The organism is Moraxella lacunata, assembly GCF_002027545.1.
Taxonomy (GTDB): domain Bacteria; phylum Pseudomonadota; class Gammaproteobacteria; order Pseudomonadales; family Moraxellaceae; genus Moraxella; species Moraxella lacunata.
Genome location: NZ_MXAN01000012.1, coordinates 46,803 through 61,776, shown reverse-complemented (window position 1 = coordinate 61,776; position 14,974 = coordinate 46,803). Strand labels below are relative to the sequence as shown.

At 42.8% G+C, this 14,974-nt stretch carries 14 protein-coding genes and 2 tRNA genes; 12 read left to right on the top strand and 4 right to left on the bottom strand.

Annotated features, from left to right (window positions below; all coding sequences use genetic code 11):
* Positions 1–244: 244 nt before the first annotated feature.
* The 3 genes from B5J94_RS02625 (at position 245) to B5J94_RS02615 (ending at position 3,219) form a co-directional block, all read left to right on the top strand.
* Complete coding sequence (locus B5J94_RS02625; RefSeq protein WP_458118222.1) at positions 245–1,348, top strand: LysM peptidoglycan-binding domain-containing protein; 1,104 nt, start codon at positions 245–247, stop codon at positions 1,346–1,348.
* Between the two features lie 115 nt (positions 1,349–1,463).
* Entirely contained in the window at positions 1,464–2,621 is a 1,158-nt protein-coding gene (gene dprA / locus B5J94_RS02620) for a DNA-processing protein DprA (RefSeq protein ID WP_062498785.1), read from the top strand.
* Complete coding sequence (locus B5J94_RS02615; RefSeq protein ID WP_062498786.1) at positions 2,608–3,219, top strand: L-threonylcarbamoyladenylate synthase; 612 nt, start codon at positions 2,608–2,610, stop codon at positions 3,217–3,219. Before dprA ends, B5J94_RS02615 begins: the two co-directional genes overlap by 14 nt.
* 87 nt (positions 3,220–3,306) lie before the next feature.
* Here the strand turns inward: B5J94_RS02615 and B5J94_RS02610 are convergent, their stop codons facing one another.
* On the bottom strand, positions 3,307–3,489 hold the full coding sequence (locus B5J94_RS02610; protein WP_062498787.1) for a hypothetical protein: 183 nt from the start codon (positions 3,487–3,489) through the stop codon (positions 3,307–3,309).
* A 531-nt stretch (positions 3,490–4,020) separates the two neighbouring features.
* Here B5J94_RS02610 and B5J94_RS02605 point away from each other — a divergent pair.
* The 4 genes from B5J94_RS02605 (at position 4,021) to B5J94_RS02590 (ending at position 7,313) form a co-directional block, all read left to right on the top strand.
* Positions 4,021–5,592, top strand: a complete 1,572-nt coding sequence (locus tag B5J94_RS02605; protein WP_062498788.1) for an AbgT family transporter — start codon at positions 4,021–4,023, stop codon at positions 5,590–5,592.
* A gap of 346 nt (positions 5,593–5,938) precedes the next feature.
* Positions 5,939–6,028: transfer RNA gene (locus B5J94_RS02600), tRNA-Ser, on the top strand.
* Positions 6,029–6,131: 103 nt separating this feature from the next.
* A tRNA-Arg gene (locus B5J94_RS02595) sits at positions 6,132–6,208 on the top strand.
* A gap of 553 nt (positions 6,209–6,761) precedes the next feature.
* Positions 6,762–7,313 (top strand): RDD family protein, encoded by a 552-nt coding sequence (locus B5J94_RS02590; RefSeq protein ID WP_062498800.1) that lies wholly within the window; start codon positions 6,762–6,764, stop codon positions 7,311–7,313.
* Positions 7,314–7,486: 173 nt separating this feature from the next.
* On the opposite strand, the gene B5J94_RS02585 is transcribed toward B5J94_RS02590, so the two are convergent.
* Together B5J94_RS02585 and mutM are read right to left on the bottom strand one after the other, a co-directional pair.
* Positions 7,487–7,894: a hypothetical protein gene (locus tag B5J94_RS02585; RefSeq protein WP_062498789.1), complete on the bottom strand. Its 408-nt coding sequence runs from the start codon at positions 7,892–7,894 to the stop codon at positions 7,487–7,489.
* A gap of 192 nt (positions 7,895–8,086) precedes the next feature.
* Positions 8,087–8,941 carry a bifunctional DNA-formamidopyrimidine glycosylase/DNA-(apurinic or apyrimidinic site) lyase gene (mutM, locus tag B5J94_RS02580; RefSeq protein ID WP_062498790.1) on the bottom strand — a complete coding sequence of 285 codons (855 nt, stop codon included), beginning with the start codon at positions 8,939–8,941 and terminating at the stop codon, positions 8,087–8,089.
* A 404-nt stretch (positions 8,942–9,345) separates the two neighbouring features.
* On the opposite strand from mutM, the gene B5J94_RS02575 reads away from it, so the two are divergent.
* The 5 genes from B5J94_RS02575 to def all read left to right on the top strand — a co-directional run bounded on the left by B5J94_RS02575 (position 9,346) and on the right by def (position 14,063).
* Complete coding sequence (locus B5J94_RS02575; protein ID WP_143821885.1) at positions 9,346–9,753, top strand: hypothetical protein; 408 nt, start codon at positions 9,346–9,348, stop codon at positions 9,751–9,753.
* Positions 9,754–9,765: 12 nt separating this feature from the next.
* A complete protein-coding gene (locus B5J94_RS02570; RefSeq protein WP_062498792.1) occupies positions 9,766–10,230 on the top strand; it encodes a hypothetical protein in 465 nt (154 codons plus the stop codon).
* Between the two features lie 118 nt (positions 10,231–10,348).
* Positions 10,349–12,010, top strand: a complete 1,662-nt coding sequence (ettA, locus tag B5J94_RS02565) for an energy-dependent translational throttle protein EttA (protein WP_062498793.1) — start codon at positions 10,349–10,351, stop codon at positions 12,008–12,010.
* Positions 12,011–12,079: 69 nt separating this feature from the next.
* Entirely contained in the window at positions 12,080–13,375 is a 1,296-nt protein-coding gene (locus B5J94_RS02560) for a hypothetical protein (RefSeq protein ID WP_062498794.1), read from the top strand.
* Between the two features lie 175 nt (positions 13,376–13,550).
* On the top strand, positions 13,551–14,063 hold the full coding sequence (def, locus tag B5J94_RS02555) for a peptide deformylase (protein ID WP_062498795.1): 513 nt from the start codon (positions 13,551–13,553) through the stop codon (positions 14,061–14,063).
* Positions 14,064–14,145: 82 nt separating this feature from the next.
* Here def and ompR read toward each other — a convergent pair whose 3' ends face one another.
* Positions 14,146–14,892, bottom strand: a complete 747-nt coding sequence (gene ompR / locus B5J94_RS02550; protein ID WP_062498796.1) for an osmolarity response regulator transcription factor OmpR — start codon at positions 14,890–14,892, stop codon at positions 14,146–14,148.
* Positions 14,893–14,974 lie beyond the last annotated feature (82 nt).

The window sequence follows — 14,974 nt, the reverse complement described above, 5'->3', positions numbered from 1 at the left end:
ATCGGGGTTTGGAAAGAAGTCTATTGAGTTTGGAGATAAAAAGCTGGTTAAATAACCCACTTAATTTTACAAATTTTTGCCATCATGACATCCAAAAGTCGCCAAACGATGTATTTTTGTCGGAAAGTTACCGCCAAATAATGATAAAATAGTTAATATTTTTTTACATTTTGTGGTATGCTAAGCAAGATTTTAGCAAGTTCGTGTTTTGATGTCTAAAAAGACACACTTGTTGCCTTTAATAATGGATAATGATATGAAGCTAACAGCCCTAAAAAGCCTGATGACTGCTTGCCTGATCGGTGGTGTGATGATGTCATCAGCCCATGCAAATAACCCTGCTCCAACCATCAAAGCAGATGCCCCTAACCGTTACACCGTCAAAAAAGGCGACACGTTGTGGGACATCTCTGGCAGATACCTAAATGCACCGCACAGATGGCGTGAGATTTGGGCGACCAATAAGCAAGTCAAAAACCCACACCTTATCTACCCCGGTGACATCCTTATCATGTGTATCATTAAGGGTCAGACTTTGGTTGGTGTGGATACAGGCGAAGGCTGTGCAGGCATTGAACGTCAGATGCAAGAGACGCCAGCCAACGATACCCCTGTACAGCTTAACTCATCAGAAGGCAGTGTGCCCACCATCCCATTGTCAAACATCCGTCATTGGCTTGACCGTTCGGTGATTGTCAATCCCGATGATTTTGAGACAACCCCTTATGTACTGGCATCTAAAAAAGGCAATCTCATTACCGCAACAGGCGATAAGATTTATGTCAAAGGTGCACTACTCACCCCAGGTCAGACTTATGGCGTTTATCGCAAATCCGAGCCTTATGTGGACGTAAAAACTGGTGCGGTGATGGGGTTAGAAGCCATTCAAGTGGCTCGTGGTATCGTGACTGATGTGGCAGGTAATGGCGTATCAAGCATTCAAATTACCCAGTCATTTGACACAGAGATTCGTGAAGGTGATCGTGTATTCTCTGAGATTCACACCCAACTGCCTTTGGTGTTCTATCCTGCCCCCGCTCAGGTGACTCGTGGCGGTAGTATTGCACGCGTGATGGGTAGTATCGGCAGTGCCGCCAAAGGCAGTGTGGTCGCCATCAATATCGGTGCTGCCCAAGGGGCAAGAGCGGGCCACGTTCTTGATGTCTATCGCAAAGGGGTATTAGTGCGTGATGTTCATGATAACGATACACCGGTTCGTCTGCCCAGCGAAAAAGCAGGTCAAGTCATGGTGTTTAAAGTATTTGACCACATCAGCTATGCTTATGTTCTCTCGTCAGAGTTACCACTTAACAAAGGCGACCAGTTGGTGCCACCTGACTATCTGTAAGTTTTTATTTTCAAATTGCCAGTACACTGTATTGGCAATTTTATTTTGTCAATGAAATTTTACAAAAAAGGCGGTGGTGGTATAATGCCATCTAAGATAAAAACAAGTAATGATTATGAGATACCAATCACTAAATGAGACATCCGCCACACTTGCCTTGTGGTATGTGGTAAACACATCTTTGACTGCCTTTTATAAATTGACCGAACAATTTGGTGATGCAAAACAGGCACTGTCAGCAGAGCTTGGGGCGTGGCAAGAGCTTGGTGTGCATAATGCCCACATCAAAAGATGGCAGGATGTTGATGATGTCATGGCGATGGTGGATAGACTGCATGACGAAGCAGGGCGTGGGACGTACGGGGTGCTTTTGATGGATGATGAGCGTTATCCTGAGATGCTAAGACAGATGTACGACCCACCACCAGTACTGTTTTATCGGGGAGATGTGGCACGCTTGTCAGATAGGCAGGTGGCAATCGTCGGCAGTCGTCAGCCCACAGAGTTTGCTTATCAGATGACGTTTAATATGGCAGAATATCTGGCTTATCAGGGGCTGACTGTGACCAGCGGATTGGCAGGCGGTGTTGATAGGGCGGCACATTTGGGTGGGTTGTCAGGTGGGCGTGGGCAGACAGTTGGGGTAATGGGAACGGGCATTGATGTGTGCTATCCTAAGAACCACAACGCTCTGTATGCTCAGATTATCAATGACGGCGGTTGTCTCATCAGCGAGCTACTGCCTGCCACGCCCGCCACCAAGCACAACTTTCCACGCCGTAACCGTTTGGTGGCTGGGCTGTCGCTTGCTACGCTGGTTACCGAAGCTGCTATTGCCAGTGGTTCACTCATTACCGCCCGCCTGACCGCCGAACAAGGCAAGCAAGTCTTTGCCGTGCCCAGCTCCATTGATAATGTTAATGCCGAAGGTTGTCATCATCTCATTCGTGAAGGGGCGACCCTTATCTACCACCCCAGTCAGATTATCGATGAGCTAAGTGAGAGCGTGACAGGTTATAATGCCCTGCCCAAAACCTTCTCTCGGGGTGTCTTAGCACTTGATAATACTCATGAAAAACCCCCTGTACCCGCACCAGTTGTTATCCCATCTCATCTACAAGGCGTGTTTGATAAGCTCTCTGGTCAGCCCGCAGACTTAGATACGCTTGTTATGGCGACGGCACTAGATGTTGGGACGTTGCTGGCGTCTTTGTTGGAGCTTGAAATGCTTGGTGTGGTAAAGGTGGTTGGGGGTCGTTATGAGCGGGCGTGAGTATGTCACCGATAGCGTTGATGTGGCGTATGAATGGGTCAAGCAGGGTAGGATTTTGGCTTATCCCACTGAGAGTGTATGGGGGCTAGGCTGTCATGCTTTTGATGTGCAGGCGGTAAACAGACTGCTTGCTCTAAAACAACGCCCTGCCGAAAAAGGCGTGATTGTACTGACTTCTGACAAATCATGCATTGATGTATTTTTAAAAAATCTACCAAAGGCTCGCCAAGATGACATCATCAAAAGCTGGGCGTGTGTCGATGACAGACAGCAGGCGAGTACATGGCTGTTTGATATTCCTGATGGGGTTTATATCCCCCCGTGTGTGCGTGGCAAGCATGAGAACCTTGGCATTCGGGTGATTCATCATCCCAAAATCGCCGCCCTATGTGATTTGTTTGCTGCCAATGACACCGGCAATCCTTTTGGGTTTTTGCTCTCTACCAGTTGTAATATTGGTGGGCAAGCTCCTGCTCGTGATTTTTGCATGGCGTGGGATTATTTTGGTGATGGTGTGTATTATCTGTTGGGTGATACGCTAGGTTATGACAAACCCAGCCAAATCATCAACGCCAACACAGGAGAAGTGGTGCGATGATTTTGATTTCAATTTTGATTTCAATAAAAAATCCTTCGTATGATACAAAGGATTTTTAATATAAGGGATTTTCAAAGCAGAGAGTGCTTAGATGCCAATGGCAGTTTTAAAAGCAGCTTCATCAAAGTCATCACCGTGAGTGACAACCACAGTGCCTTTTTCAACGTTGATATTGACAAACTTAACACCAGCGATATTTTCGGTTTTGGCAACCAAAGCATCAGCGGCAGCTTGGTCAGCAACAGTTAGGTTAAATTGAGATTGAGACATAAGATACTCCATGGATTAAATGATGGGTGGATGGTAATGATATAGATTAAGCATGGTATGAGTGTGTTTAAATTAAGATTTAAATCAACTCATCGTTTATTTAAAACCAAAACAAATTTATTTAAAACCAAAACAAATTGATACTAAACTTTTGATACTAAACTTATTCTAGCTGATATCAGGTCTTATGCAATAAAATACAGATGAAATGTCATAAACTAAGCATCAACAGCACTGATTTTACAAGTCATTACAATGTAAGCTAATGTAATCCAAAAGTTAAGTATTCATCGCAGATTTGGGATTGTGATGACATGATTCATCAGCATGTTTAAAAGTATGAATTTTTCTGTGATTTTATCTTAGATTTTAAAAACTTGAAACAAACATTTTGATACAATATGTACCAAAATGTTTGTTTTTATTACTAAATTGTGATTTAACAATCGTGCTAAATGATGGCACTTTTTATTTATTATCTAACTACTTGATAAGATTGCATTTTATTGGGTTTTTTAAAAAGGAAAGGTTATGCAAGAAAAAGCAATATCTTCTCAAATGCAGAGATTTTTAAGAGGTGTGGAATGGCTTGGCAATCTGTTGCCACACCCTGCCATTTTATTTGTATGGATGTCGGTCATTCTGCTTGTAGCGTCTGCCATTTTGTCAATGATGGGCGTGTCGGTGGTTGATCCACGTCCAGAGGGTGCTAAGGGGCGTGGCGAAGATGGCATGATTTATGTTGTCAATCTCTTAAATGGTGATGGACTTGCTAAGATTGTTGAAAATCTGGTATCCAACTTTACAGGATTTATACCACTTGGGACGGTGCTTGTCGCCTTGCTGGGGGTGGGAATTGCTGAGCGTTCAGGCATGATTTCAGCAGCTTTGCGTGGGCTTGTCATGAACGCTCCACCAAAGATGGTAACTTTTGTGGTGGTCTTTACAGGCATCATGTCAAACACCGCCTCAGAGCTTGGCTATGTGGTGCTAATTCCATTGGCGGCGATGATTTTTCATTCATTGGGCAGGCATCCATTGGCAGGGCTTGCTGCTGCCTTTGCAGGTGTGTCGGGTGGGTATAGTGCCAATTTACTCCTTGGTACGGTTGACCCACTGCTGTCGGGCATCAGTCAAGAAGCGGCACGCATCATTGACCCTGAGTATGTCGTGGGTGCAGAAGCCAACTGGTATTTTATGGCGGTGAGCACATTTTTGGTGAGTGGCATTGGCTACTTTGTTACCGAAAAAATCGTAGAACCATCTTTGGGTAAATACAATCCTGATGATGCCGATGACCCAAGCGTACTTGATACTAAGGTAGAGAGACTGACTGCTTTGGAGAAAAAGGGACTGCTTTGGTCGGGCGTGTCCATGTTGATTTTTTGCTTGCTGCTTGCGTGGACGATTGTGCCTGCCGATGGGATTTTAAGGCATCCTACAACAGGTCTTGTGGCAGGGTCGCCTTTTTTGCATGGAATTGTGGTGTTTATTTTTGTGTTCTTTGCCATTCCAGGGATTGTGTATGGTAAGATTACAGGCACCATCAAGACCAATGATGATGTGGTAAATGCCATGAGTGCTGCCATGAGTTCGCTTAGTATGTACATCGTGCTGGTGTTCTTTGCCGCTCAGTTTACCGCCTTTTTTAATTGGTCAAACATCGGTTCGGTCATGGCGGTATCAGGGGCAAATTTCCTAAATGACATTGGGTTGACAGGACCTTTGTTGCTCGTGGGCTTTATTTTGATTTGTGCCTTTGTCAATCTCATGCTAGGTTCAGCATCGGCTCAATGGGCGATTACCGCACCGATTTTTGTGCCAATGCTCATGCTGACAGGCTATGCCCCAGAGATGATTCAGGCGGCTTATCGTATCGGCGATAGCAGTACCAACATCATCACGCCGATGATGAGCTACTTTGGGCTTATCATGGCAGTGGCGATTCGCTACAAAAAAGACACAGGGGTCGGCACGCTCATGTCGCTTATGATTCCGTACTCGCTCTTGTTCTTGGTGGGGTGGACGGTGCTGTTTTGTGTTTGGGTGTTTGCCTTAGGTCTGCCCGTAGGGCCAGGGGCTGCGACTTATTACACGCCTTAATCTTATTAGACGATAAAAAATCCCTTGTTTGATGACAAGGGATTTTTAAAGTGGTTTACTAAACCATTTATCAGGTCATTTACTAAGCCATTTGCCAAACTGATTTGCCAAATCATCTAAAATAAGTTTGGTTTGTTGGGGCAGGATTGTCTTTTTGTAAAATATGTCAAGCAAAAGCGTGTGGGGAATGAAGAGGTCAATTTTTATGGTGTGTAGCGATGGGTTTGGTGGGGGTTTTTGATGGTTTTTAAAAATTTATCGCAAAAATTTAAAAAACCCCTTGCATTTTTGCCAAACTTTGCTATAATCATCGCCCACAGCTTTTGACAAATTTGTCAATCAAAACGGTGACGTGGGTGAGTGGCTGAAACCACATCCCTGCTAAGGATGCATACGGGAAACTGTATCGAGGGTTCGAATCCCTCCGTCACCGCCATTTATTTTAAAAAATAAATAAAAAGGCTTGACATCCTAAATTTTTGATGTATAATAGCCCACCACAACGAGTGGTAAAGATTGATAATCACATCAGTTGTACTGCACCCGTAGCTCAGTTGGATAGAGCACTTGGCTACGAACTAAGGGGTCGGGAGTTCGAATCTCTCCGGGTGCGCCATATACCAAACACCAAAACTTGATTAAGTTTTGGTGTTTTTGTTTGTGTGGGTTTGTCAAATGGATTTGTCAAATGGATTTATAAAGATAATTTGATGGTTTGACATGGCATAAATTTAGGGTTTGGCTTAGCTTTTGAGATTAAGTATGCCATTCTCAACTTTGTATAAATGATTGGTTTATCAAGGGCGAATTGCAATTCACTCCTACGACCCAAAAAATAATTATCAAATAATCAATAAGTTACCATTTTAAGTAATGAAGTATCAAGTGTCAAATAGTCATTTATGTAAGACGGATGAAAGCGTGAAATTTTATCAAATGCCAATAAAATGGTATTAATGACAATCGCACCCTAAGACTTTAACACATAAAAGTGTCATAAATGTTCAACACGCCCCAAAAGTCATGGTAAAATAAAGCCTATTTTGACTCTATTTATCACCATGGCTAAAAAAAACAAAACCCCAAAACCCCGTCCATCAACTAAGACACACAGCGAAGACAAGCCCATACAGGTAGACCCTGATGAGCTACCTGCCATCGCCAAACCCTTGGTGCGAGTGACGGCACTACTATATGATGGCATGTTGATATTGGCGATGTTGTTTTTGGTGGGGACGATTGGGGCGGTGGTCGGTACGCTGTTGTTTATGGAAGTGGGGACGGACTCGGCACACGCCCAAAGACTGCCAACTTGGTATCAAAATGGGGTCATGACACCGCTGTTTGTGCTGACCTTGATAGGTTTTTATGGACTGTTTTGGCGAAAATCAGGGCAGACGCTCGGCATGCAGACATGGCGATTAAAGACAGTGGATAACGCAGGACATCTGCTGACGTGGGTACAAAGCACTCGCCGTATCATCAGTGCCTGCCTACTGCCCATACTCTGTGCGACCATCGGTGGGGTGCTACACGGCTCACGACTGGCGGTGCTGATGAGTGCCATGCTGGGGTTTTTGTTTAATTATCTGTTTTGTGCGTTCAATACTCGGGGGCTTGCGGTGCATGACATGCTATCTAACACCATCACCTTAAAAGTTCCCAAAATCCAACATGAAAGCCTATGGCAATCATGGCGTAAAAAACAAGAAACTCCCTAATAAACAAGAAATCTAAAAATCGCCCAGTCTGTATGGATTGGGCAATTTTATATAAGGGCTTTGATTTGTAAAGTTTGCCATATTATCACTTTGATATCCAAATAAAAAACCTATTTACCAAAGGGCGGTAAATAGGTTGGAGAAACAAAAACAAGTAAAAAATCAGCCATCAATCAACGTGGGTTTACAACCACATTTTGGTCGGTATTGATGATAATCTCAGAAGGTCTGTCCACAACGATACGTACTTCGTTAGGGTTTACTTCGTTGGCGTTACGATAGTTGTCATAGGCTTCGGTACAGCCCACACAGCGAGAGAGTGCCGACCAAGGCTTGACAACCAAAGTCTCATAAGAACTCTCCACGCTACCTGATGCCATAGAAAATGGTAAGCCTACCGCATGAAGTGCTGTGCCTGCAACCGCACCAACCAACTGTAATGGTTTGGCAACGGTAATATCAAGCACCGCAGAGCCATAGGTAGGACCAAAATGCTCTTCATCAATCTCGATGGCAGCGTGAGCGGTGGTGCTGATAAGGGCGGTGGCAGTCAGTGCCAATAAAGTGTGTTTGATTTTCATGAGAGTATCCTAATGGGGGCGATTTGCCCAAGATAGATTTATGCTATTATTAAAACAAGTTCCGCCCATATTATCAAGCCTATTTTGCCAGAAAGTGGGTGGACGGTAAAATTTTCCGACAAGGGGTAAACAAATCGGTAACATTTGGCGATGCCCAATGATTGCTAAAAGCTAATGAATTAAACAGTTGAATTAAACAGTGGGGTTAACAGCTGGGTCAAGTGGCTGACAGCTCGGGCAGTACACACTGGCTCGCCCACCGATTTTAATGTTTTCCAAAATCTCTTGGCATGCCGTACATGGCTCACCTGCTCGTCCATAAGCCAGTAGGATTTGTTGAAAATAGCCCGTTTTGCCCGCCCCTACGGTAAAGTCCCGAAGACTTGACCCGCCTTGTTCGATGGAGCGAGCGAGTATCGCCTTGATGTTATCGACCAGTACAGCCATCTTGTCTTTATCTATCTGATGGGCAGGCGTGGCAGGGTGTACGCCTGACATGAACAGGCTCTCCACGGCGTAGATGTTACCCACACCAACCACGATGGACTGCTCCATGATGACGGATTTGATGGGGCGGGCGATGGGGCGCTTGGGGTTTTTGTGAATCAGCCCGTGCAGATAGTCAGCATCAAAGGCATCATCCAAAGGCTCTACCCCGAGTTTGTCAAGATAACGCTCGGCATCATCTGCCCACATCACCATGCCAAAACGCCTGGGGTCATGATAATGCAGACGCACCGATGAGTCATCAAAGCCAAAGATGACGTGGTCATGCTTGCGTGGGGCAAGGGAGTCATGTTGTTGCAGACTGCCTGACATGCCTAGGTGAATGAGCAGGCGTAATGGTGAGCCGTTTTTATTAAAATCAAGCAGTAGATATTTGGCACGGCGAACCACACGCACAAGTTTCGCCCCGATAAGCTCGTCTAGGTCGTCTGGTATCACTTCACGCAAGCGATGAGCGGACGTGTAAATGTCGCTGACACGCTGACCGATGAGTGGGGCAAGGCTGGCTTTGGTTGTTTCAACTTCGGGTAATTCGGGCATGACTGTATTTCTGATAAATCTGGCAGGAGTGATAAGTGGTTATTTGCTTTTGTAGCTAGGTTTGTTATTATAGCTAATTTTAAGAAAGAGTGCCATGACTGGGCTTGTGATGTTTTGGGTGTGTTGTTATCAAAGCATTTGTTTGTACACCCAAGAAACTTTAAAATTACTACAAATACAATGATGTGTGGACGTAGGGGCGTGCTGAGCACGCCTTGTATAGTAATATCATCAAAGGGTGTGCTCAGCACACCCCTACAAACCCGTGGTAAATATCAAGTTGGTTGGGAGTATTTATCAAACGGTAAAAATGATAAAGGTATTTTAAAAGGAAAAGTATGATGAAATATCCCATCAAACAAGTCATCATCGACATTCTTTTTCCAAAATCTTAAAAGGAGAGTTTGACGAATAATAAAAATAAATACCCAATTTTAAGAGTAATGACGCTTTATCCATTGTTGGGTGGTATTATCTTTTGCGTTATTTCTGTCTTAATAATGTGGTTAATTTTATTAACTAATGGTGTAAAATTTTCATTAGAATATTTTTACTCTTATTTGATGACCTTTTATTTTATTGGTTTTATTTTAAATCTGATAATAAGTTTTATTATGGTAATTTTTAAAATGACTAATAGAAAATATTCTAAAATTTTTGGGGTGGGGTTTTTGGTTTGTTTTTTAGCCAGTTTTATTTTTCTACACCCTAATATGAATGCAGGTCAAGCATTTTTATTCGTGCTTGGTTTTGGTTTGTTAGGCGGAACATCATCAGCCATTTTAGCTAAATTTATTTTACCAAAATCTTAAAAGGGAAATTTTATGAATAACAATAAAGAAAACAAATACCCAACTTTAAAAGTCATCATGCTTTATCCGTTATTGGGCGGAATTGTTGGTGGTCTGCCCGTTACTTTAATGGTTTTTATTGGAATGTTAATAGACCAAGATTGGAGTTCTATTCTTGAAATATTATGGGTAATTGTCGCAATAACTTTTTTAGTAGGTTTTATTCCATCGGCATTGACAGGGATTTTACTGGCTTGTTATAAGGTTAGAATTTTAGATACAGCAAATTATTTAAAAGCATTCTTTATTGGTTGGCTTTCTACTTTTTTGCCAACAATGACTTTAGTAATACTTGCAAATATTGATGCATTGTTCGATTGGCAAATAATGGATATTATGTTGGTCTTGGTTATGTCTATGGTGGCAGTTTCTATTTTTGCATTGTTAGGGGGTTTAACATCAGTCATTTTAGCCAAATTTATTTTACCAAAATCTTAACGCAACAAACTTGCCCCACCGCCCAAACCATGCGATAATAGGCGGTTAAATTGGCAAAAATTTGGCAAGTTCTAAATCAGACCAATTTTTAAAAATCTCTTTTAATTCAAGGATTTGTATGGCTCAATACATCTACACCATGAACAAAGTGTCAAAACTTGTTCCGCCTAAGCGTGAAATTTTAAAAGACATTTCATTGTCCTTTTTCCCAGGGGCAAAAATTGGCGTGCTGGGTCTTAACGGTGCCGGTAAATCCACCTTGCTACGCATTATGGCGGGCGTGGATACCGAATTTAGCGGGGAAGCTCGTCCGCAAGCGGGCATTAAGGTGGGCTATCTGCCCCAAGAACCCCAACTTGACCCCACCAAAGACGTGCGTGGCAACGTGGAAGACGGCGTGCGTGAAGCCCTTGATGCCCTAGAACGCCTTAACCAAATCTATGCCGAATATGCCGAGCCTGATGCCGATTTTGACAAATTGGCCGCCGAGCAAGGCAAAATGGAAGACATCATTCAGGCGTGGGACGCTCACAACCTAAACACCCAGCTTGAAAAAGCAGCGGACGCACTTCGTTTGCCACCGTGGGACGCTGACGTCTCCAAGCTGTCAGGAGGCGAAAAACGCCGTGTTGCCCTGTGCCGTCTGCTCCTATCCAAGCCTGATATGCTCCTGCTTGACGAGCCGACCAACCACTTGGATGCAGAGTCTGTGGCGTGGCTAGAACGTTTCTTAAAAGACTACTCTGGCACGATTGTGGCGATTACCCACGACCGCTATTTCCTTGACAATGTCGCCGAGTGGATTTTGGAGCTTGACCGTGGCTATGGCTACCCATACCAAGGCAACTACACCGAATGGCTAGAACAGAAAAACAAACGCCTAGAACAAGAGCAAAAGCAAGAAGAAGCCTTTGCTAAGGCTCTAAAACAAGAGCTAGAATGGGTTCGTAAAAACCAAAAAGGTCAGCAAGCCAAATCCAAATCTCGCCTTGAACGCTTTGAAGAGATGAACTCTCGTGAGTTCCAACAGCGTAACGAGACGGCAGAGATTTATATTCCACCAGGACCCCGTTTGGGCAATAAAGTGATTGAAGTTAATAACATCTCAAAATCCTTTGGCGACCGTTTGCTGTACGAAAACCTATCGTTTAGCGTGCCACCCATGGCAATTGTCGGTATCGTGGGACCAAACGGTGCGGGTAAAACGACCCTATTTAATATGATTACGGGCAAAGACAAGCCCGACACCGGCACGGTAGAAGTGGGCGAGAGCGTCAAAGTCGCCTATGTGGGGCAGGTTAGAGATGAGCTTGACGACAACAAAACCGTGTGGGAAGAAGTGTCAGACGGACTTGACATGATTACCGTGGGCGAATACACCACGCCAAGCCGTGCCTACATCGGACGCTTTAACTTTAAGGGTCAAGACCAACAAAAACGTGTGGGCAGTCTGTCAGGCGGTGAGCGAAATCGCTTGCAACTTGCCAAAACCCTAAAACAAGGGGCGAACGTTATCCTGCTTGACGAACCGTCCAACGACCTTGACGTGGAGACCTTGCGTGCCTTGGAAGATGCGGTGCAGGTGTTCCCTGGTACGGTCATGGTGGTGTCCCACGACCGCTGGTTCTTGGACCGTATTTGTACGCACATTTTGTCGTTTGAAAACGAAACGCCAGAGTTCTTTGACGGTAACTACACCGAATACGAAAAATGGCGTAAAGAGCGACTTGGGGCAGATGCCACGCCTAAGCGTATGAAATATAAGAAGATTGGGAGCTAGACGTTATATAGTAATAAAGACTCAAACAAAGGATTGTTTGAGTCTAATTTTTAATTTAAGAGCTTCAAAATGCCAAGAAAAGAATTGAAAGATGAAAATCCAATTTTGGAATCCAAAGAAGAAGTGGATTTTAATAAATTTTTGAACACTATCAATAATGGTAATATTGATAAAAAATATGATGATATAATAAATAAATTATTATCTGTCTTAGGTTTTTTTGTAAAATTACTGCCCATTATTACTGTTTTTAGCATTGTAATAGGTTTTATAAATATAAGAATATATCTTGATATCATAGACAAATCTTTTTTATTTCCAGATATCATTTCAAAATCTTATAATTTGATAGCAATTATTAGTTTCTATTTACTAAATATTATGATATTGCTGTCATTATTTTTTATACCTAAACTTATCGGACTTTTAAGTAATACGTTAAAAAATGACATATCAAAAAAACCGAATATTTCAACTTTTTTAACTATTTTGTTTATATTTTCGTCCCTTTCTTTTTTGTGCAATGTAATACTAGGCTATATTTTATCAATATCTTTCATTGTTTTATTTTTTATATTAATCTCTATAATATCGGTAGGTGAAAAAAGTAATGTATTGAGTAATTTGTTCAGTGATTTTGTGCTATCTTTATCTCTTTTAATATTATTCTCAACAGTTTTACTGTTTTATTTTTTTAATAATATCACATATCAATCATTAGAAATAAATAGTGATTTTGAAACTAATTTTTTTATCTATTTCTTGGGTTCCATTATTTTTATATTTTTAAATCTATTCTTTACATTTGATGATGTTATTAAAAAAGTAAAGGACAATAGAATTTTAAATACTATTTTATTGCTAGTAACCATTGGTTTTTATGTATTTTCTATAACGGTAAGTAAGGGGCATGTTATAAGCTCTTTATCCTTCCCTAAATTCATAGAAAAACCCCAAGACAGCTCTTGGTATCTTATTCATAATGGTAATACCACTTCTGAAAATATCAATGGCTTATCCAAAAGAGATATTTTGGCACAAAAAGATATTTTTAATGCTTACAATTGTACAGGTTTAAAAAATGAAGAGAGTAAAAAGAAATGCCAAGATGATAATAAAGATATTTTTAATAATAGAGATAATGCCTTATATGGCTATATGGCATGGAATTTGGGTAGCACCAAAGTTTTCTGCCCTGTATCGGTAGATTTTTTCAAGTTTGCTACTGATGAAGAAGGTCGAATCAATCAGTCAAAAGACATTGCAAAAACAAAAACTAAAATACAACAGGAGAAATCCGCCAAATGTCTTGTGATTGACGATAAATATTTACAGCCTGTTAGTGAGCATTATTTGGCCAAATGATGTTGTGTGAAAAACCCATGGAAATATATAAATTGGAGTTTAGTGGCGGTTTGTTTTGTCTTTTGCAGGTTATTTTTGATGACAAAAAGACTGCCAAACCACGATAACCCTAAATCCATTTTACCAAAACCCAATTTTCCGATATAATACCCCAAAACCAACGACAAGAGACATTATGGCACTATTACCCATTTTACATTATCCTGACCCACGTTTGCGTACTGTGGCAAGCGAAGTTGATGAGATTACTGATGAGATTAAGACCTTAATTAGCGACATGTTTGAGACCATGTATGATGCCAAGGGCATTGGACTGGCGGCGACACAGGTGGACAGGCACGTGCAAGTGGTGACCATGGACTTAGCCAAAGAGGGTGAGGAGCCACAGCCCAAGGTGTACATCAATCCCAAAGTTACGCCACTGACCGATGAGCTTGTCCCTTATAAAGAGGGTTGTTTGTCCATTCCTGAGGTGTATGATGATGTCAGTCGCCCTGCCCGTGTGCAGATTGATGCTTTGGATGCTGACGGCAAGCCATTTAGCGTTGAGGCTGATGGACTGTTGGCGGTGTGCATTCAGCATGAGCTTGACCATCTAAAAGGCATTGTGTTTGTGGATTATCTATCCCGCCTAAAACAAGACCGTGCCAGAGAAAAAGTGCGTAAAGTGGTCGCCAAAAAAGGCTGATTTGCAAGCGTTTATACAGATAGTCTAAAATAGACACTTAGTAAAAAACCAAACAACAAAGCGTTGTTTGGTTTTTGTGTTATCAGCTCTCCGCCCCATCAGGCACAAAGACATAGCCCACGCCCCACACCGTTTGGATATAGCGAGCCTGAGATGGGTTATCTTCGATGAGTCGTCTTAGGCGTGAGACCTGCACGTCAATCGAACGCTCCATCGCTCCCCATTCACGCCCACGGGCTAGATTCATGAGTTTGTCACGGGTCAGTGGCTCTCTGGGGTGCTGAACGAGTGCTTTTAGAACGCTAAACTCGCCTGTGGTTAGGGTGACGACATTGCCGTCTTTTTTTAGGGTGCGAGTGGACAAATCAAGCGTCCACGAGCCAAACTCCACCACTTCCATCTGCTGAGATGGGGCTCCGGGTAGCTCCCGGTTGTGACGGCGAAGCACCGCTTTGATACGAGCCAGTAGCTCTTTGGGGTTAAAGGGCTTAGGCAGGTAGTCATCCGCCCCTGCTTCAAGCCCTGCGATACGGTCGGTGTCCGAGCCTTTGGCGGTCAGCATGATGATGGGAATGTCGGCATTATCAGCACGCAGGCGTTTGCAGATGGCGATGCCGTCTTCGTCGGGCAACATCAAATCAAGCACGATGAGCGAGAACATCTCACGTTGCATGAGTTTGTCCATCTGCTTGCCATCATGGCACGCACGCACGGTAAAGCCATCATCTTCTAAAAATCGCTGTAATAAGGCACGCAGTCTGGCGTCATCATCAACCACTAAGATACGATGACTGGCATTTGGGTTTGGGTTGGCGTTGTCTTCGGTCATGTGTCACCCCTGATAATTGTATGGCTCTTAGTTTACAACATTACACAAAAAAATGTAACTGTTTTTGTCATTATAAATAATA

Bases quoted from the DNA above. Each gene is read 5' to 3' on its own strand.
- B5J94_RS02625 (WP_458118222.1), top strand. From the start codon at position 245: ATGGATAATGATATGAAGCTAACAGCCCTAAAAAGCCTGATGACTGCT.
- dprA (WP_062498785.1), top strand. From the start codon at position 1,464: ATGAGATACCAATCACTAAATGAGACATCCGCCACACTTGCCTTGTGG.
- B5J94_RS02615 (WP_062498786.1), top strand. From the start codon at position 2,608: ATGAGCGGGCGTGAGTATGTCACCGATAGCGTTGATGTGGCGTATGAA.
- B5J94_RS02610 (WP_062498787.1), bottom strand. From the start codon at position 3,489: ATGTCTCAATCTCAATTTAACCTAACTGTTGCTGACCAAGCTGCCGCT.
- B5J94_RS02605 (WP_062498788.1), top strand. From the start codon at position 4,021: ATGCAAGAAAAAGCAATATCTTCTCAAATGCAGAGATTTTTAAGAGGT.
- B5J94_RS02585 (WP_062498789.1), bottom strand. From the start codon at position 7,894: ATGAAAATCAAACACACTTTATTGGCACTGACTGCCACCGCCCTTATC.
- mutM (WP_062498790.1), bottom strand. From the start codon at position 8,941: ATGCCCGAATTACCCGAAGTTGAAACAACCAAAGCCAGCCTTGCCCCA.
- B5J94_RS02570 (WP_062498792.1), top strand. From the start codon at position 9,766: ATGAATAACAATAAAGAAAACAAATACCCAACTTTAAAAGTCATCATG.
- ettA (WP_062498793.1), top strand. From the start codon at position 10,349: ATGGCTCAATACATCTACACCATGAACAAAGTGTCAAAACTTGTTCCG.
- B5J94_RS02560 (WP_062498794.1), top strand. From the start codon at position 12,080: ATGCCAAGAAAAGAATTGAAAGATGAAAATCCAATTTTGGAATCCAAA.
- def (WP_062498795.1), top strand. From the start codon at position 13,551: ATGGCACTATTACCCATTTTACATTATCCTGACCCACGTTTGCGTACT.
- ompR (WP_062498796.1), bottom strand. From the start codon at position 14,892: ATGACCGAAGACAACGCCAACCCAAACCCAAATGCCAGTCATCGTATC.